The sequence below is a fragment of the Rhodanobacter sp. C05 genome (genome assembly GCF_002001165.1).
Taxonomy (GTDB): domain Bacteria; phylum Pseudomonadota; class Gammaproteobacteria; order Xanthomonadales; family Rhodanobacteraceae; genus Rhodanobacter.
This window is the reverse complement of record NZ_MUNQ01000012.1, coordinates 210413-226788: the sequence shown is the minus strand read 5'-3', so window position 1 is coordinate 226788 and position 16376 is coordinate 210413. Positions and strand designations below refer to the sequence as shown.

At 61.3% G+C, this 16376-nt stretch carries 29 protein-coding genes; all 29 read left to right on the top strand.

The genetic code is table 11. The features are described 5' to 3' along the window. The first annotated feature begins 23 nt into the window (after positions 1-23). The 29 genes from tuf (at position 24) to B0E51_RS12270 (ending at position 16358) form a co-directional block, all read left to right on the top strand. Complete coding sequence (tuf, locus tag B0E51_RS12410) at positions 24-1214, top strand: elongation factor Tu (protein WP_077445205.1); 1191 nt, start codon at positions 24-26, stop codon at positions 1212-1214. Between the two features lie 454 nt (positions 1215-1668). Continuing rightward, complete coding sequence (rpsJ, locus tag B0E51_RS12405) at positions 1669-1980, top strand: 30S ribosomal protein S10 (RefSeq protein ID WP_068095401.1); 312 nt, start codon at positions 1669-1671, stop codon at positions 1978-1980. Between the two features lie 20 nt (positions 1981-2000). Next, entirely contained in the window at positions 2001-2642 is a 642-nt protein-coding gene (rplC, locus tag B0E51_RS12400) for a 50S ribosomal protein L3 (protein WP_077442333.1), read from the top strand. 11 nt (positions 2643-2653) lie between these two features. After that, complete coding sequence (gene rplD, locus B0E51_RS12395) at positions 2654-3256, top strand: 50S ribosomal protein L4 (RefSeq protein ID WP_077445204.1); 603 nt, start codon at positions 2654-2656, stop codon at positions 3254-3256. Then, on the top strand, positions 3253-3546 hold the full coding sequence (gene rplW, locus B0E51_RS12390) for a 50S ribosomal protein L23 (RefSeq protein WP_077445203.1): 294 nt from the start codon (positions 3253-3255) through the stop codon (positions 3544-3546). The genes rplD and rplW overlap by 4 nt, the downstream gene beginning before the upstream one ends. A 17-nt stretch (positions 3547-3563) precedes the next feature. Further along, the gene (gene rplB / locus B0E51_RS12385) at positions 3564-4388 is read left to right on the top strand and encodes a 50S ribosomal protein L2 (protein ID WP_077445202.1); all 825 of its coding nucleotides are present in this window, start codon (positions 3564-3566) and stop codon (positions 4386-4388) included. 12 nt (positions 4389-4400) lie between these two features. Next, on the top strand, positions 4401-4673 hold the full coding sequence (rpsS, locus tag B0E51_RS12380) for a 30S ribosomal protein S19 (protein ID WP_007082178.1): 273 nt from the start codon (positions 4401-4403) through the stop codon (positions 4671-4673). Then, a complete protein-coding gene (gene rplV, locus B0E51_RS12375) occupies positions 4673-5008 on the top strand; it encodes a 50S ribosomal protein L22 (RefSeq protein WP_077445201.1) in 336 nt (111 codons plus the stop codon). Before rpsS ends, rplV begins: the two co-directional genes overlap by 1 nt. Positions 5009-5023: 15 nt before the next feature. Then, positions 5024-5779 (top strand): 30S ribosomal protein S3, encoded by a 756-nt coding sequence (gene rpsC, locus B0E51_RS12370; RefSeq protein ID WP_077445200.1) that lies wholly within the window; start codon positions 5024-5026, stop codon positions 5777-5779. Positions 5780-5790: 11 nt separating this feature from the next. Then, on the top strand, positions 5791-6204 hold the full coding sequence (gene rplP, locus B0E51_RS12365) for a 50S ribosomal protein L16 (protein WP_056386829.1): 414 nt from the start codon (positions 5791-5793) through the stop codon (positions 6202-6204). Continuing rightward, entirely contained in the window at positions 6204-6389 is a 186-nt protein-coding gene (gene rpmC, locus B0E51_RS12360) for a 50S ribosomal protein L29 (RefSeq protein WP_077445199.1), read from the top strand. The genes rplP and rpmC overlap by 1 nt, the downstream gene beginning before the upstream one ends. Before the next feature lie 12 nt (positions 6390-6401). Then, positions 6402-6677: a 30S ribosomal protein S17 gene (gene rpsQ / locus B0E51_RS12355; RefSeq protein WP_077445198.1), complete on the top strand. Its 276-nt coding sequence runs from the start codon at positions 6402-6404 to the stop codon at positions 6675-6677. A gap of 14 nt (positions 6678-6691) precedes the next feature. Beyond that, entirely contained in the window at positions 6692-7060 is a 369-nt protein-coding gene (gene rplN / locus B0E51_RS12350) for a 50S ribosomal protein L14 (RefSeq protein ID WP_007513359.1), read from the top strand. 13 nt (positions 7061-7073) lie between these two features. Then, positions 7074-7388 (top strand): 50S ribosomal protein L24, encoded by a 315-nt coding sequence (rplX, locus tag B0E51_RS12345; RefSeq protein ID WP_056386827.1) that lies wholly within the window; start codon positions 7074-7076, stop codon positions 7386-7388. Between the two features lie 8 nt (positions 7389-7396). Then, entirely contained in the window at positions 7397-7939 is a 543-nt protein-coding gene (gene rplE / locus B0E51_RS12340; protein ID WP_174570664.1) for a 50S ribosomal protein L5, read from the top strand. 14 nt (positions 7940-7953) lie between these two features. Beyond that, complete coding sequence (gene rpsN, locus B0E51_RS12335; RefSeq protein ID WP_077445196.1) at positions 7954-8259, top strand: 30S ribosomal protein S14; 306 nt, start codon at positions 7954-7956, stop codon at positions 8257-8259. A 221-nt stretch (positions 8260-8480) separates the two neighbouring features. Further along, complete coding sequence (gene rpsH, locus B0E51_RS12330) at positions 8481-8876, top strand: 30S ribosomal protein S8 (protein WP_077445195.1); 396 nt, start codon at positions 8481-8483, stop codon at positions 8874-8876. Between the two features lie 11 nt (positions 8877-8887). Continuing rightward, positions 8888-9415 carry a 50S ribosomal protein L6 gene (rplF, locus tag B0E51_RS12325; protein ID WP_077445194.1) on the top strand — a complete coding sequence of 176 codons (528 nt, stop codon included), beginning with the start codon at positions 8888-8890 and terminating at the stop codon, positions 9413-9415. A gap of 87 nt (positions 9416-9502) precedes the next feature. After that, complete coding sequence (rplR, locus tag B0E51_RS12320; protein ID WP_174570662.1) at positions 9503-9862, top strand: 50S ribosomal protein L18; 360 nt, start codon at positions 9503-9505, stop codon at positions 9860-9862. A 110-nt stretch (positions 9863-9972) separates the two neighbouring features. Then, a complete protein-coding gene (rpsE, locus tag B0E51_RS12315; RefSeq protein WP_077442651.1) occupies positions 9973-10482 on the top strand; it encodes a 30S ribosomal protein S5 in 510 nt (169 codons plus the stop codon). Further along, positions 10475-10675, top strand: a complete 201-nt coding sequence (rpmD, locus tag B0E51_RS12310) for a 50S ribosomal protein L30 (protein ID WP_068095376.1) — start codon at positions 10475-10477, stop codon at positions 10673-10675. The genes rpsE and rpmD overlap by 8 nt, the downstream gene beginning before the upstream one ends. A 5-nt stretch (positions 10676-10680) precedes the next feature. Next, entirely contained in the window at positions 10681-11112 is a 432-nt protein-coding gene (rplO, locus tag B0E51_RS12305; RefSeq protein ID WP_077445192.1) for a 50S ribosomal protein L15, read from the top strand. Positions 11113-11116: 4 nt separating this feature from the next. Continuing rightward, positions 11117-12439 carry a preprotein translocase subunit SecY gene (gene secY / locus B0E51_RS12300; RefSeq protein WP_077445191.1) on the top strand — a complete coding sequence of 441 codons (1323 nt, stop codon included), beginning with the start codon at positions 11117-11119 and terminating at the stop codon, positions 12437-12439. A gap of 127 nt (positions 12440-12566) precedes the next feature. Further along, positions 12567-12923 carry a 30S ribosomal protein S13 gene (gene rpsM, locus B0E51_RS12295; protein WP_077445190.1) on the top strand — a complete coding sequence of 119 codons (357 nt, stop codon included), beginning with the start codon at positions 12567-12569 and terminating at the stop codon, positions 12921-12923. A gap of 12 nt (positions 12924-12935) precedes the next feature. Then, positions 12936-13322, top strand: a complete 387-nt coding sequence (gene rpsK / locus B0E51_RS12290; protein ID WP_007513384.1) for a 30S ribosomal protein S11 — start codon at positions 12936-12938, stop codon at positions 13320-13322. A gap of 11 nt (positions 13323-13333) precedes the next feature. Next, a complete protein-coding gene (gene rpsD / locus B0E51_RS12285) occupies positions 13334-13960 on the top strand; it encodes a 30S ribosomal protein S4 (protein ID WP_077445189.1) in 627 nt (208 codons plus the stop codon). Positions 13961-13975: 15 nt separating this feature from the next. Beyond that, positions 13976-14974: a DNA-directed RNA polymerase subunit alpha gene (gene rpoA / locus B0E51_RS12280; RefSeq protein WP_056714883.1), complete on the top strand. Its 999-nt coding sequence runs from the start codon at positions 13976-13978 to the stop codon at positions 14972-14974. Between the two features lie 310 nt (positions 14975-15284). Beyond that, entirely contained in the window at positions 15285-15668 is a 384-nt protein-coding gene (gene rplQ, locus B0E51_RS12275; RefSeq protein ID WP_077442351.1) for a 50S ribosomal protein L17, read from the top strand. 186 nt (positions 15669-15854) lie between these two features. Next, the gene (locus B0E51_RS12270; protein WP_077445188.1) at positions 15855-16358 is read left to right on the top strand and encodes a disulfide bond formation protein B; all 504 of its coding nucleotides are present in this window, start codon (positions 15855-15857) and stop codon (positions 16356-16358) included. Positions 16359-16376: the final 18 nt, after the last annotated feature.

Sequence of the window (16376 nt, the reverse complement as noted above, 5' to 3'; positions counted from 1 at the left end):
GTTCTTTTCTAGAGGTTTGAGTCATGGCAAAGGGTAAATTCGAACGCACCAAGCCGCACGTCAACGTCGGCACGATTGGTCACGTGGATCACGGCAAGACGACGCTGACGGCAGCGCTGACGAAGGTCGGTGCGGAACGTTTTGGTGGCGAGTTCAAGGATTACAGCTCGATCGACGCGGCGCCGGAAGAGAAGGCGCGCGGCATCACGATCTCGACCGCGCACGTGGAATACGAGTCGCCGAACCGCCATTACGCGCACGTCGACTGCCCGGGCCATGCGGACTATGTGAAGAACATGATCACCGGTGCGGCGCAGATGGACGGCGCGATCCTGGTGTGCTCGGCCGCGGACGGCCCGATGCCGCAGACGCGCGAACACATCCTGCTGAGCCGTCAGGTCGGCGTGCCGTACATCATCGTCTACCTGAACAAGGCGGACCTGGTGGATGACGCCGAGCTGCTTGAGCTGGTCGAGATGGAAGTGCGCGAGCTGCTGAGCAAGTACGACTTCCCGGGCGACGACACCCCGATGATCCATGGTTCGGCCCGCCTGGCGCTGGAAGGCGACCAGAGCGAGATCGGCGTGCCGTCGATCATCAAGCTGGTCGACGCGCTGGACAGCTACATCCCGGAGCCGACGCGCGTCATCGACCGTCCGTTCCTGATGCCGGTGGAAGATGTGTTCTCGATCTCGGGCCGCGGCACCGTGGTGACCGGTCGTATCGAGCGCGGCATCATCAAGGTCGGCGACGAAATCGAAGTGGTCGGTATCCGCGACACGCAGAAGACCACGGTCACCGGCGTGGAAATGTTCCGCAAGCTGCTGGATCAGGGTCAGGCAGGCGACAACGCCGGTCTGCTGCTGCGCGGCCTGAAGCGTGACGACGTGGAGCGTGGCCAGGTGCTGGCCAAGCCGGGCACGATCACCCCGCACACGGACTTCGAGGCTGAGGTGTATGTGCTGTCGAAGGACGAGGGTGGCCGTCATACGCCGTTCTTCAAGGGTTACCGTCCGCAGTTCTACTTCCGCACGACCGACGTGACCGGCGCTTGCCAGTTGCCGGAAGGCGTGGAGATGGTGATGCCGGGCGACAACGTGAAGATGGTGGTGAGCCTGATCCACCCGATCGCGATGGACGAAGGCCTGCGTTTCGCCATTCGCGAAGGCGGCCGTACCGTCGGCGCCGGCGTCGTGGCCAAGGTCATCAAGTAAGTCCTGTTATCCCGGCAGCTAGCTGCCGGGATAACTCCCGGCGTTGATCCGACCTGTTTGTCGGATAACGCCGGACAAGTGAGACAGCTTGCGATGTTTTTCATCGGGGCACTTCACTAAGCCGATATTTGCATGTATACTTCGCAGCTTGCTTATCGATCGAGGCTAGTCCTCGGTCGATCTACCGCGAAATGAGGCGCAGGATGCGCTTCGAGTTCGCAGGCCGGGATGGCCCTCGCAATTCAATGTGATCACAGGGTGCAGCCCTGCTGATTACATTTTTTTGCGTGATACGCAATTACGTCCAAGCGAGCCGCCTAGCGCTCGCTTGGTCTTTTCGAATTTGGGGTCGCGGAGTTGGTTTGCGGCTGCCGATGTGGTGGTAAAGGGTTGTGCGAGGCGGTGAGAAGCCGTTTCGTTTCACATTACGTTCTTTCGACAACAGGACACGGTTATGGCGAACCAGAAGATTCGGATTCGGCTGAAGGCGTACGATCATCGTCTGATCGACCGCTCGGCTAGTGAGATCGTCGAGACGGCCAAGCGCACTGGCGCAACGGTACTCGGCCCGATTCCACTTCCGACGAAAATCGAGCGTTACACCATCCTGACGTCGCCGCACGTCGACAAGGATGCACGCGACCAGTACGAGACCCGTACGCACAAGCGTGTGCTCGACATCATCGACCCGAACGACAAAACCGTGGACGCGCTCATGAAGCTTGATCTCGCCGCTGGCGTCGATGTTCAGATCAAGCTCGGTTGAGCGACAGACAGGATACGAAGATGAGTATCGGATTGGTTGGCCGCAAATGCGGCATGAGCCGACTCTTCACTGAAGATGGCCGCTCGATTCCGGTGACGCTGATTGAAGCGACGCCGAACCGCGTGACCCAGTTGAAGACGGACGATAACGATGGCTACAGCGCCGTCCAGGTTTCCGCGGGCAGCAAGCGCGCGAACCTGCTGACGCAGCCGCTGAAAGGTCACTACGCGAAGGCCAAGGTTGAGCCGGGTCGTGGCTTGTGGGAGTTCCGCGTGTCTGCCGACGATCTCGGCAAGTACACCGTGGGCAGCGAGATCAAGGCAGACGACGTGTTCACCGTCGGCCAGATCGTCGACGTTGCCGGCGTATCGAAAGGCAAGGGCTTCCAGGGCACGATCAAGCGCTGGAACTTCAAGATGGGTGACGCTACCCACGGTAACTCGCTGTCGCATCGCGCGCCGGGTTCTATCGGTCAGCGTCAGACCCCGGGTCGCGTGTTTCCGGGCAAGAAGATGTCCGGCCACATGGGTGCGGTCAACCGCACGCAGCAAGGTCTGGAAGTGGTCAAGGTCGACGCCGAGCGTCATCTGATCGCGGTGAAGGGTGCGGTACCGGGTGCAACCGGTGGCGACGTCATCATCCGCCCGACGACGAAGAGCTGAGGAGAGACGCCATGGAACTCAATGTTATTGGCGCCAAGTCGCTCAGCGTGTCGGACGAAGTGTTCGGCGGTGAGTACAAGAAGGCCCTGGTTCACCAGGTCGTCATCGCCTATCAGGCGGCCGGCCGTGCCGGCACCCAGTCGCAGCTGTCGCGCGGCGAGATGTCCGGTACCACCAAGAAATTCAAGAAGCAGAAGGGCGGCGGCGCCCGTCACGGTGATTACCGTGCACCGATCTTTGTCGGTGGCGGCCGTACGTTCGCTGCCAAGCCGCGCAGCTATGAGCAGAAGGTCAACCGCAAGGCTTACCGTGTCGCGATCCGCTCGATCTTCTCCGAGCTGGTTCGTCAGGGTCGCCTGAAGGTCGTCGAGAGCTTTGGCGTCGAGACGCCGAAGACCTCCGCGATGGTGGCCAAGCTGGCCGAGCTCGAAGTATCCGGTCGCGTGCTGCTGGTGTCGGAAGATGCTTCCGAGTCGGTATTCCTGGCCGCCCGCAACATTCCTTATATCCATGTGCTGGATGTGATGGGCCTGAACCCGGTCAGCCTGGTCGGTTCCGACCATGTGGTGGTCACGGTTGAGGCGGTGAAGAAGATCGAGGAGTGGCTGGCATGAACAACGAACGCATTCTCGATACGCTGCGCGCGCCGCACATCTCCGAGAAATCGGCGCGTCTGGCCGAGCATAACCAGTACGTATTCGTCGTTGCCCCCGCGGCAACCAAGTCCGATGTCCGCGCTGCCGTGGAGAAGTTGTTCGACGTCAAGGTCGAGCAGGTGAACCTCGTCAACACCAAGGGCAAGGTCAAAGCCTTTCGTCAACGCGCTGGCAGCCGCCAGGGCAAGCGCAAGGCCTATGTGCGTCTTGCCGATGGCCAGACCATCGACGTGTCCGCCAAGGCCTGAGCCAGGAGTTTTGTGAGATGGCATTAATCAACCACAAGCCGACCTCGCCGGGCCGTCGTGACGCAGTCAGCGTCAAGACGGAAGGTCTGTACAAGGGCGCGCCGTACGCGGCGTTGACCGAGTCGCAGTCCAAGACGGGCGGTCGCAATCATCATGGTCGCATCACGGTGCGTCACCGTGGCGGCGGTCACAAGCAGCAATACCGCATCATCGATTTCAAGCGTGACAAGGAAGGCATCGCCGCCCGCGTCGAGCGCATCGAATACGATCCGAACCGCACCGCGCACATCGCGCTGCTGTGCTACGCCGATGGCGAGCGTCGTTACATCATCGCGCCGAAGGGCGTGCAGGTGGACGATCGCCTGGTGTCCGGTCGCGATGCGCCGATCAAGGCCGGCAACTGCCTGCAGCTGCGCAACATCCCGATGGGCAGCACGGTTCATTGCATCGAGCTGCGCCCTGGCAAGGGTGCGCAGATCGCCCGCAGCGCCGGTGCCTCGGTGCAGCTGGTGGCCCGCGAATCCGGTTACGCCACGCTGCGTCTGCGCTCCGGCGAGATGCGCCGCGTCTCGGTCGATTGCCGCGCCACGATCGGCGAAGTCGGCAACGGCGAGCACAGCCTGAAGAAGCTCGGCAAGGCTGGCGCGAAGCGCTGGCTGGGTATTCGCCCGACCGTTCGCGGTGTGGTGATGAACCCGGTCGACCATCCGCACGGTGGTGGTGAAGGCAAGACTTCAGGTGGTCGTCATCCGGTCAGCCCGTGGGGCACGCCGGCCAAGGGCTACAAGACCCGTAACAACAAGCGCACGCAGCAGTTCATCGTGCGTCGTCGTACGAAGTAACAGGAAACCGACATGCCTCGCTCTCTGAAGAAAGGTCCGTTCGTCGACCTTCACCTCGTAAAGAAGGTGGAAGCTGCGGTTTCCGCCAACAACAAGCGCCCGATCAAGACCTGGTCGCGCCGCTCGATGATCCTGCCGGAAATGGTTGGCTTGACCATCGCTATTCACAACGGCCGTCAGCACGTACCCGTACTGATCAACGAGAACATGGTCGGGCACAAGCTCGGCGAGTTCGCGGTGACCCGTACGTTCAAGGGCCATGTCGGCGACAAGAAGGGCAAGTGATGAGCACTGAAGCCAAAGCGATCCTGCGTGGCGCCCGCATCTCGGCGCAAAAGGCACGCCTGGTGGCTGATCTGGTCCGCGGGCTTCCCGTGGGCCGGGCCAGCGACGTGCTCACCTATACCAACAAGAAGGCTGCGGTCCTTGTTCGCAAGGTGCTGCTGTCGGCCGTCGCCAACGCCGAGAACAATCTCGGCGCCGATGTCGACGAGCTGAAAGTGGCCAGCATCTTCGTTGATGAAGGTCCGGCGATGAAACGCATGCACGCCCGCGCCAAAGGCCGCGGTTCGCGCATTCTCAAGCGCACCAGCCACATCACTGTGGTTGTTGGTAACTGACCGAGGATATAGACGATGGGTCATAAAGTTCATCCCACCGGTATCCGCCTCGGCATTGCCAAGGACTGGAACTCGAAGTGGTTCGCCAACAAGGGCGATTACGCCAAGTATCTCGTGGCCGACATCAAGGTCCGCGACATGCTCAAGAAGAAGCTGGCGGCCGCCGGCATCTCGAAGATCCAGATCGAGCGTCCGGCCAAGACCGCACGCGTGACGATCCACACCGCCCGTCCGGGCGTGGTGATCGGCAAGAAGGGCGAGGATATCGAGAAGCTGCGCAAGGAAGTCAGCGACATGATGGGCGTCCCGACGCACATCAATGTCAATGAAGTGCGCAAGCCCGAGCTGGACGCCCAGCTGGTGGCCGAGTCGATCGCGCAGCAGCTCGAGCGTCGCATCATGTTCCGCCGCGCGATGAAGCGCTCGGTCGGCAATGCGATGCGCCTGGGCGCGCTGGGCATCAAGATCAACGTGTCCGGTCGTCTGAACGGTGCCGAGATCGCCCGTTCCGAGTGGAGCCGCGAAGGCCGCGTGCCGCTGCATACGCTGCGCGCCGACATCGACTACGGTACTGCCGAGGCGAAGACCACCTACGGCATCATCGGCATCAAGGTGTGGGTCTACAAGGGCGAAGTCTTCGATCTGGCGGCAGCATCCCAGGAGTCGAAGGAAGAGCCGTCATCGCAGCCGCGCCGCGAAGGTGGCGAAGGTCGTCGTAACGATTCGCGTCGCGAGGCCGGTGACGGCCGTCGCGAGCGGTCTGCGAAGTAAGGAGAGTTGCCATGTTGCAACCCAAGCGAACCAAATACCGCAAGCAGTTCAAGGGCCGTAACGACGGTCTGGCACAGTGCTCCAATCTTGTCAGCTTTGGCGAGTACGGCCTGAAGGCAACGACCCACGGTGCGCTCACCGCGCGTCAGATCGAAGCCGCCCGTCGTTGCATCACCCGTTTCGTGAAGCGTGGTGGCAAGCTGTGGATCCGCGTGTTCCCGGACAAGCCGATCACCAAGAAGCCGATCGAAGTGCGAATGGGCGCCGGCAAGGGTAGCGTCGAGTTCTGGGTCGCCCCGATCCAGCCTGGCCGCATGCTCTATGAAATCGAGGGCGTCGACGAGTTGACGGCACGCGAGGCGTTCCGTCTGGCGGCAGCGAAGCTGTCTGTGCAGACCCAGTTTGTTACCCGGGCGGTGATGTGATGGCCACCAAAGATATCAATAACCAGTCGGCCGAAGAGCTGAACCAGCACCTGCTGGATCTGCGCAAGGAGCAGTTCAATCTGCGCATGCAGAAAGGCTCCGGCCAGCTCACTCAGCCGCACCAGCTCCGCCGCGTTCGGCGTGACATCGCCCGCACGAAGTTCGTGCTCGGCGGCAAGAAGTAAGGGACGGCCGACATGAGCGACAACCAGATTCAAGCAGAAAAGAAGCAGACGCGTACCCTCGAAGGTCGCGTTACCAGCAACAAGATGGACAAGACGGTCACCGTGCTGGTCGAGCGTCAGGTACAGCATTGGCTGCTCGGCAAGATCATCCGCCGTTCGACCAAGCTGCATGCGCAGGACGACCTCGGTGCAAACGAGGGTGACCTCGTGCGTATCGCCGAGTGCCGTCCGTTGTCCAAGACCAAACATCACCGCGTGGTTGAAATCATCACGCGCGCCAACGTCTAAGGGAGGGTGCAGCCATGATCCAGATGCAAAGCACGCTTTCCGCAGCGGACAACAGCGGCGCGAAGGAACTGATGTGCATCAAGGTGCTCGGCGGCTCCAAGCGCCGTTACGCCGCGATCGGTGACGTGATCAAGGTCACCGTGAAGGATGCGATTCCCCGCGGCAAGGTAAAGAAGGGTGAGGTGTACAACGCCGTGGTGGTTCGTACCGCCAAGGGTGTGCGCCGTCCCGATGGCTCGCTGATCCGTTTCGACGGCAATGCAGCGGTGCTCCTCAATAACAAGCTCGAGCCGATCGGCACCCGTATTTTCGGACCGGTTACCCGCGAGCTGCGCAGCGAGAAGTTCATGAAGATCGTCTCGCTTGCTCCCGAAGTGCTCTGAGCGGAGTCAAGACATGAACCGTATCCGCAAAGGTGATCAGGTCCTCGTGATCACCGGCAAAAACAAGGGTCAGCGCGGCGATGTGCTGCGTGTTGCAGACGATCGTGTATTCGTCTCCAACGTGAATCTGGTCAAGCGCCACACCAAGCCGAATCCGCAGGCCAACCAGGCTGGCGGTATCGTCGAGCGTGAGGCCTCGATCCATCTCTCCAATGTGCAGCTGTTCAACCCCGCCACGAACAAGGGTGAACGCGTCGGCACCAAAACGCTCGAAGATGGGCGCAAGGTCCGCGTGTTCCGTTCGACTGGCGAGGTCGTGGACGCGTAAGGAACACGATCATGACGCGCCTTGAAAATTTTTATAAAGACCAGGTAGTGGCCAAGCTCACCGAGCAGTTCGGCTACCAGAACGTGATGCAGGTTCCCCGCATCACCAAGATCACGCTGAACATGGGCGTGGGCGAAGCTGCGGGCAACAAGAAAGTGCTCGAGAACGCCGTGGCCGACATGGCCAAGATCTCCGGCCAGAAGCCGATCACGACCAAGGCGCGCGTTTCCGTGGCCTCGTTCAAGATCCGTGATGGCTGGCCGATCGGCTGCAAGGTCACCTTGCGCCGTGCACAGATGTGGGAATTCCTGGATCGCCTGATCAACATCTCGTTGCCGCGCGTCCGCGATTTCCGTGGTGTATCGGCGCGTGCCTTTGATGGCCGCGGCAACTACAACTTCGGTATCAAGGAACAGATCATCTTCCCTGAGATCGATTTCGATCAGGTTGACGCGCTGCGTGGCATGGATATCTCCATCACCACCACCGCCAAGACCGATGACGAGGCGAAGGCCTTGTTGACTGCATTCAGCTTCCCGTTCCGCAACTGATAGGCGCGTAATCCATGGCCAAGACATCAATGGTGAACCGCGATATCAAGCGGACCAAGCTCGTCCAGAAGTTCGCCGCCAAGCGCGCCGGCCTGAAGGCGATCGTGCTGAGCCCCAAGGCCTCCTACGAGGAGAAGATGGAAGCTCAGTCCAAGCTGCAGAAGCTGCCGCGTGACGCCAGCCCGTCGCGTCAGCGCACCCGCTGCGCCTTGACCGGTCGGCCGCGTGCGGTTTACGCCAAGTTCGGCCTCGGCCGCAACAAGCTGCGTGAAGCGACCATGCGCGGCGACGTGCCTGGTCTGCGCAAGGCCAGCTGGTAATACCCGACACGGACCGGTTCGCGAAGTCGAGGCTTCGCAATCGGTTCACCCGGCTGCACGTTTACGCAGCCGCTGATGTGACTATCGCATCGAAATTCGCTAAAACCTGAAAAGGCTGATATAGTCGGCGGTCTGCGTAAGGCAGGCCGACGTTTTGTCGGCTCACAATCTGATTGATTTCCGGTTTTATCGGATATCGGTGCACTCTGAAGGATGTTTTCATGAGCATGACTGATCCCATCGCCGATCTGTTCACGCGCGTCCGCAATGCCCAGTCGATGGGCAAGCCGACCGTGCGTATGCCGTCGTCGAAACTGAAGTTGGCCATCGCCAATCTTCTCAAGAACGAGGGCTACATCCTCGACGCCAAGACTTCCACCGAGGAAGGCAAGCCGGTACTCGAGCTCAAGCTCAAGTATTTCGAGGGCCAGCCGGCCATCGAGACCATTTCCCGTGTCAGCCGTTCCGGCCTGCGTGTGTATCGCGGCAAGGACGAACTGCCGAAGGTCCTCGGCGGCCTGGGTATCTCGATCATCTCGACTTCCGCTGGTCTGTTGACCGATGCGCAGGCCCGTGCCAAGGGTCTGGGCGGCGAAGTCATCGGCCAAGTGGCATAAGGAGTCATTCAATGTCACGTGTAGCCAAGAAACCGATTTCCCTGCCGAAGGGCGTGGAGCTGACCGTCGCCGCCGACGCGATCTCCGTGAAGGGCCCGAAGGGCACCTTGTCCGTGCATCACCTGCCGGGCGTCACTGTCGCTGTGGACAATGGTGTTGCCACCATCAGTCTCGCCGAAGGCACCGACGACAAGTTCGGCGGTACCGCTCGCGCGCTGCTGGCCAACATGGTCACCGGCGTTTCCACCGGTTACGAGCGCAAGCTTGAGCTGGTCGGCGTGGGTTACCGCGTCGCCATGCAGGGCAAGTCGCTGAACCTGAGCCTGGGCTTCTCGCACCCGGTGGTGTTCGAGGCGCCGGAAGGCATCAGCATCGAAACCCCGACGCAGACCGAGGTCCTGATCAAGGGCACCGACAAGCAGGTTGTGGGTCAGGTGGCGGCCAAGATTCGCGGCTTCCGTCCGCCGGAGCCCTACAAGGGCAAGGGTGTGCGCTATGCCGGTGAGAAGATCACGCTGAAGGAAGCCAAGAAGGCGTAATGCGGGTCCCTCCGCGAAAGACTGGCCATCCATGGCCAGACTCTTCAAAAGAGCCCCAAACTACCCGCCGATCCGCTTTCTGGAGATATCACGATGAACAAGAACGAAAATCGCCTGCGTCGCGCCAAGTCCACGCGTTGCCATATCCGCAAGCTGGCCGTGGCCCGCCTGTCGGTGCACCGTACCGGTCAGCACATCTATGCGCAGGTGTTCGACGCTTCCGGCCTGAACGTGGTGGCTGCTGCTTCCACCGTGCAGAAGTCGGTTGCCGAAGGCCTCAAGGGCACCAAGAATCTGACCGCTGCTGCCGCAGTGGGCAAGGCTGTCGCCGAGCGCGCCATGGCAGCGGGTATCGAGTCGGTGGCGTTTGATCGCTCCGGCTTCCGCTTCCACGGCCGCATCAAGGCCCTGGCCGATGCCGCACGCGAAGCGGGTCTCAAGTTCTAAAAGCACTACCTGGGAATCAGGCATGTCTTGATTCCCGTTGCTCCACCTACAACTCCAAGCGGCTCAGCCGCAAGTAAAGTCCCGACTTTGTCGGGCACATGGAAAAGAACATGTCTTCTAACGATCGCGAAAATTCGGACGGCTTGCTCGAGAAGCTTATCGCCGTCAACCGCGTGGCCAAGACCGTCAAGGGTGGCCGCCAGATGAGCTTCACCGCACTGACCGTGGTCGGTGATGGCGAGGGCAAGGTCGGCTTCGGCTATGGCAAGGCACGCGAAGTGCCGGTTGCCATCTCGAAGGCGATGGAGCGTGCCCGCCGCCAGATGGTGAACATCGAGCTGAACAACGGCACCCTGTGGTACGCCATCAAGGCGAACCATGGTGCAGCCCGCGTGTACATGCAGCCTGCTTCGGAAGGTACCGGCGTGATCGCTGGTGGCGCCATGCGCGCTGTGCTGGAAGTGGTCGGCGTGAAGAACGTGCTGGCCAAGGCCGTCGGTTCGCGCAACCCGATCAACCTGGTGCGCGCCACCATCAAGGGTCTGCAGGCGGTTGCCTCGCCCAAGAAGATCGCCGCCAAGCGTGGCAAGACCCTGGATGAGGTGCTCGGCAATGGCTAAGTCTCAACAAACCGCCGACAAGACCGTGCGCGTGCGCCTGGTCAAGGGCCTGCGCGGCGTGCAGGCTCGTCACCGCCTGAGCGTGAAAGCGCTGGGTCTGGGCAAGATCAACGACGTCCGTGAACTGAAGGACAGCCCGCAGGTGCGTGGCCTGATCAACACGGTCTATTACCTGGTCCGGGTCGAGGAGTAAGCATCATGCGTCTTAATGACATTCAGCCGAACGCCGGTTCGCACAAGACGCGCCTGCGCGTCGGTCGCGGTATCGGTTCGGGTATGGGCAAGACCGCTGGTCGCGGACACAAGGGTCAGCATGCCCGCGCCGGTGGTACCCACAAGTACGGTTTCGAGGGCGGCCAGATGCCGCTGCAGCGCCGGTTGCCGAAGGTCGGCTTCCGTTCGCTGAAGAAGGCCGAGAGCCAGGAAGTGTTCCTGTACCAGCTGGCCAACCTCAAGACCGACGTGATCGACGTCGTCGCGCTGCATCAGGCTGGCCTGATCAGCAGCCGCGCGAAGAAGGTCAAGGTGGTTCTGAAGGGTGAAATCGGTCGCGCGGTGAAGTTGTCGGGTCTGCTGGCTACCGCCGGCGCCAAGGCAGCCATCGAGGCGGCCGGCGGCAGCGTGGAGTAATCAGGTGGCAGCAGCCAAGGGCAATGCACTCGGCAAACTCGGCAAGCTGACCGAGCTTCGTCAGCGCATCTTCTTCGTGATCGGTGCGTTGATGGTGTTCCGGCTTGGCTCGTTCATCCCGGTTCCGGGCGTGAATCCGGAAGCGATGACCAATCTGGTCAACGGCAACGGCCTGATGGACATGTTCAACATGTTCTCGGGTGGTGCGCTGGCTCGCTTCTCGGTGTTCGCACTCGGCGTGGTGCCCTACATTTCGGCGTCGATCGTGTTCCAGATGATGGGCTCGGTCCTTCCCGGATTGCAGGGGCTGCGCAAGGAAGGCGAGGCCGGCAAGCGCAAGATGACGATGTATACGCGTTACGCCACGGTAGGTCTGGCAGCGTTTCAGTCGTTCGGCATTGCGGTGGCGTTGCAGAATCAGGTCGCGGCAGGCGGTGCGCCGGTGGTCTACACGCCAGGCTTCGGTTTCATCATGTCATCGGTGGTCGGATTGACCGCCGGTACGATGTTCCTGATGTGGCTGGGTGAGCAGATGACCGAACGCGGCATCGGCAACGGCATCTCGCTGCTGATCTTCGCCGGTATCGTTGCCGGTCTGCCCGCTGCGGTAGTGCATACGCTGGGCATGGCCAACAACGGTGAGCTGTCGTTGATCAAGCTGCTGATGGTGTTCGGCCTGGTGCTGACCGTGACTGCCTTCGTGGTGTTCATGGAGCGTGCCCAGCGGCGCATCACGGTGAACTACGCACGGCGTTCGGGTGGGCAGAAGGCCTACATGAACCAGAGCTCGAGCCTGCCGTTGAAGATCAACATGGCTGGCGTGATCCCGCCGATCTTCGCTTCGAGTCTGCTGATGTTTCCGGCCACGGCGATCAGCTGGTTCAGCACTGGTCAGCAGTCGCGCTGGTTGCAGGATCTGACGCAGTCGCTGAGTCCGGGCAATCCGCTGTATGACATTGTGTTTTCGGTGCTGGTGATCGGTTTTGCGTTTTTCTACACGGCGATCGTGTTCAACGCCGACGAGACGGCCGACAACCTCAAGCGGTCGGGTGCGCTGATTCCGGGCATTCGTCCGGGCAAGGCCACGGCTGGTTACATCGATTCGGTGATGACCCGCCTGACCGGTGTCGGCGCGTTGTATCTGGTACTGGTGTGTCTGGTGCCATCGTTCATGCAGCAGGCCTGGCATGTACCGTTCTATTTCGGTGGCACGTCGCTGCTGATCGTGGTGGTGGTGGTGATGGATTTCACGGCTCAGGTGCAGGCGCATCTGGTCAGTCACCAGTACGAGAGTCTGCTCAAGAAGGCCAATCTGCGTCGCAGCTGAGGCTGTCAACGGATCGGTCATAGTGGGGAAGTGGCGACACCGCGGTGTCGCAGGGCTTTCCAGTCAGGGTAATTCAGGTTAGAATTGCGCGTTTACCGCGCACGAAAAGCATCGGAGAAAGTACATCATGGCGCGCATCGCGGGTGTCAATTTGCCGGTCCAGAAGCATGTCTGGGTTGGTCTGCAGAGCATTTTCGGTATCGGCCGCAGCCGAGCCAAGAAGGTCTGCGTGGATGCTGGCGTGGTTCCCACCACCCAGATCAAGTCCCTCAGTGAAGGCGAGGTGGAGAAGATCCGCCACGAAATCGCCAAGTACACCGTCGAAGGCGATCTGCGTCGTGAGGTGGGTATGGCCATCAAGCGTCTGATGGATCTGGGTTGCTACCGTGGCCTGCGCCATCGTCGCGGCCTGCCGGTGCGCGGCCAGCGCACGCGTACCAACGCACGTACCCGCAAGGGTCCCCGTCGCGCGATCAAGAAGTAACGGATTCCGAATATGGCTAAGCCGGTCAAGACCAAGAAGAAGATCAAGCGCGTTGTCACGGATGCCGTGGCGCACGTGCAGGCCTCCTTCAACAACACCATCGTCACCATCACCGATCGCCAGGGCAATGCCTTGTCGTGGGCTACTGCCGGCGGCGCCGGTTTTCGTGGCTCGCGCAAGTCGACCCCGTTCGCTGCGCAGGTGGCCGCCGAAAAGGCTGGCCGTGCTGCCGGCGACTACGGCGTGAAGACTGTCGAAGTGCGCATCAAGGGCCCAGGCCCGGGGCGCGAGTCGGCGGTGCGTTCACTGAACGCGTTGGGCTACAAGGTGCTCAACATCATCGATGTCACGCCGATTCCGCACAACGGCTGCCGTCCCCCCAAGAAGCGTCGAGTCTAAGGAGCATACCCATGGCCCGTTATCGTGGAGCTACCTGCAAACTCGCCCGTCGTGAGGGTGCAGATCTCAGCCTGAAGAGCCCGGCGCGTGCGCTGGACTCCAAGTGCAAACTGGAAAACAAGCCCGGCCAGCATGGCGCGAACAAGCGCATGCGCATGTCCGACTACGCCGTGCAGCTGCGTGAGAAGCAGAAGGTCAAGCGCATCTACGGTGTGCTCGAGCGTCAGTTCAGCAACTACTACGCCAAGGCGTCGACCCTCAAGGGCAACACCGGCGAGAACCTGCTGCGCCTGCTCGAGAGCCGTCTGGACAACGTCGTCTATCGCATGGGCTTTGCGGTCACCCGCGCCCAGGCCCGTCAGCTGGTTGCCCACAAGGCGATCCTGGTGAATGGCAAGAAGGTGAACATTCCTTCGTACCAGGTCCGTGCCGGCGACGCGATTGCGTTGACCGAGAAGGCGCGTGCCCAGCTGCGCGTACAGGAAGCGGCGACCATTTTCGACACCATGGATCTGCGTCCGATCTGGGTCGAAGTCGACGCCAAGAAGTTCGAAGGCACTTTCAAGTCGGTGCCGGATCGCGGTGACCTGCCGTCCGACATCAATGAAGCATTGATCGTCGAGCTTTACTCGAAGTAATCACCGGAGTTCTGCATGGCAGTTTCGTCAACTAGTGTGCTGCGGCCCCGAGGCCTCAGCGTCGAACAGCTCGGAGCCAACCGCGCCAAGGTGGTGGTCGAGCCGCTCGAGCGTGGCTTCGGTCACACCCTGGGCAACGCGCTGCGTCGCGTACTGCTCTCCTCGATCCCTGGCAGTGCCATCGTCGAGGTTGAAATCGATGGCGTGCTGCACGAATACACCACCCTGGAAGGTCTGCAGGAGGACGTCATCGAAGTCCTGCTCAACCTCAAGGACGTGGCGATCCGTCAGCATACGGGTGATGAAGTCACCCTGACCTTGTCCAAGAAGGGCAAGGGCGTGGTCACGGCCGGCGACATCGTCGTCGACCACTCGGTGGAAATCATCAACCCCGAGCACGTGATCTGCCACCTGACCAAGGACATCGCGCTCAACATGCGTCTGAAGGTGCGTCGCGGCGTCGGCTACCAGCCGGCCAGCACGCGCCAGCATCCGGATGATGAGGCACGTCCGATCGGTCGTCTGCAGCTGGATGCGTCGTTTGCACCGGTGCTGCGCGTGGCTTACGAAGTGGACGCCGCCCGTGTCGAGCAGCGCACCAACCTCGACAAGCTGGTGCTGGACATCGAGACCAACGGCACGATCGGTGCGGAAGACGCGGTTCGCAAGGCCGCCGAGATCATCAACGACCAACTGTCCGTGTTCGGTGATTTCTCGCGTCGCGAGAGCGCTACCGACAAGGCAGAGAAGAGCGGTTTCGATCCGCTGCTGCTGCGTCCGATCGACGATCTCGAGCTCACCGTGCGTTCGGCCAACTGCCTGAAGGCCGAGAGCATCTACTACATCGGCGATCTGGTACAGAAGACCGAAGTCGAGCTGCTGAAGACGCCGAACCTGGGCAAGAAGTCGCTGACCGAAATCAAGGACGTGCTGGGCGGGCGTGGTCTCGCACTCGGCATGAAGCTTGAGAACTGGCCGCCGCCGGGCCTTTCGCACGGCATGCAGCTGGGTTGATCGTTTTTCGCGATCGTCCGCGATCGCAGTAGTACCGGTGGACTGGCGAGTTTGAGCCTAGCTCTCTCGCCAGGCCCCAGAAGCGGCCATCCATGGCCGCGATTGTGTTTTTTGCGATCCTCCTTGATCGCTGTGTCATTTCGGTTTGGCGAGTATGCGTTTATCCGCTTTGCCAACCGCCATAGGCGGCCATCCATGGCTGCACTTCAAATAAGAGCCTGTTCTAAAAAGGCTCCTCATAGCGGGTAACCGCGGGAAGCCGGACACAAGCGCCGGTTTTTCATAACAACAGACATCAGAGACCTTTGCCATGCGCCACCAAAAATCCGGACGCAAACTCAACCGCACCAGCTCGCACCGCGAAGCCATGTTCAAGAACATGGCGTCCTCGCTGATCAAGCATGAGCTGATCCGTACCACCCTGCCCAAGGCGAAGGAACTTCGTCGTGTGGCCGAGCCGCTGATCACGCTCGCCAAGACCGACGGCGTCGCCAATCGCCGCCTGGCCTTCTCGCGCCTGCGCGACAAGGAAGCGGTCGGCAAGCTGTTCGTCGAACTGGGGCCGCGTTACAGCGAGCGTCCCGGTGGCTACCTGCGCATCCTCAAGTGCGGCTTCCGTCCTGGCGACAACGCGCCGATGGCGTATGTCGAGCTGGTCGGTCGCCCGCAGGTCGAGGCAGTCGACGCCGAATAAGCCGTTCGGGGAAACCCGTACGGACAGGTGTTCAGACGTCCATACACAAGAACCCGGCCGGGCAACCTGCCGGGTTTTTGCTTTGTGCGCGTGACGGACTGCAAATTTCCCACGGAATGCCGCTGCCCTGCTGACAGCGCGGCAACGAACAGGTAATGTCATTGTTCCGCAACGCAGCAAAGTGCCATGAATCCATTCCGCTGGTCGTATCGCGTCAGTTTCTTCGCCGGTTTCCTGATCTGTGCCGGTCTGCTTGGCTTCGCGCTGTTCGCCGAATATCACTGGGGCATGTTCCCGTGCCCGCTGTGCATCTTCCAGCGCGTGGGCTTTCTCGTGATGGCCTTGTTCTTCCTGCTCGGCGCCTTGCATGCGCCACGCGGCGGTGGGCGCTGGGTATATACCGGTGGCGCGCTGCTGGGGGCGATCTTCGGCATCGCCGTGGCTGGCCGTCATCTGTGGATCCAGTCGTTGCCGGCCGACCAGGTTCCCTCCTGCGGCCCACCACTGGATTACCTGTTCAGCGCGTTTCCCTTCGCCAAGGTGTTGCAGCTGGTATTCACCGGCTCCGGCGAATGCGCCAAGCTTGAGCCGATCCTCGGCTTGCCGATGCCGGCCTGGACCCTGCTCTGGTTCATCGTGCTGGCCGTGCTGGCGATCGTGGCCACGCGGCCCAGGGTCCCCCAGAAATGAATGCTTCCACCGTGATCA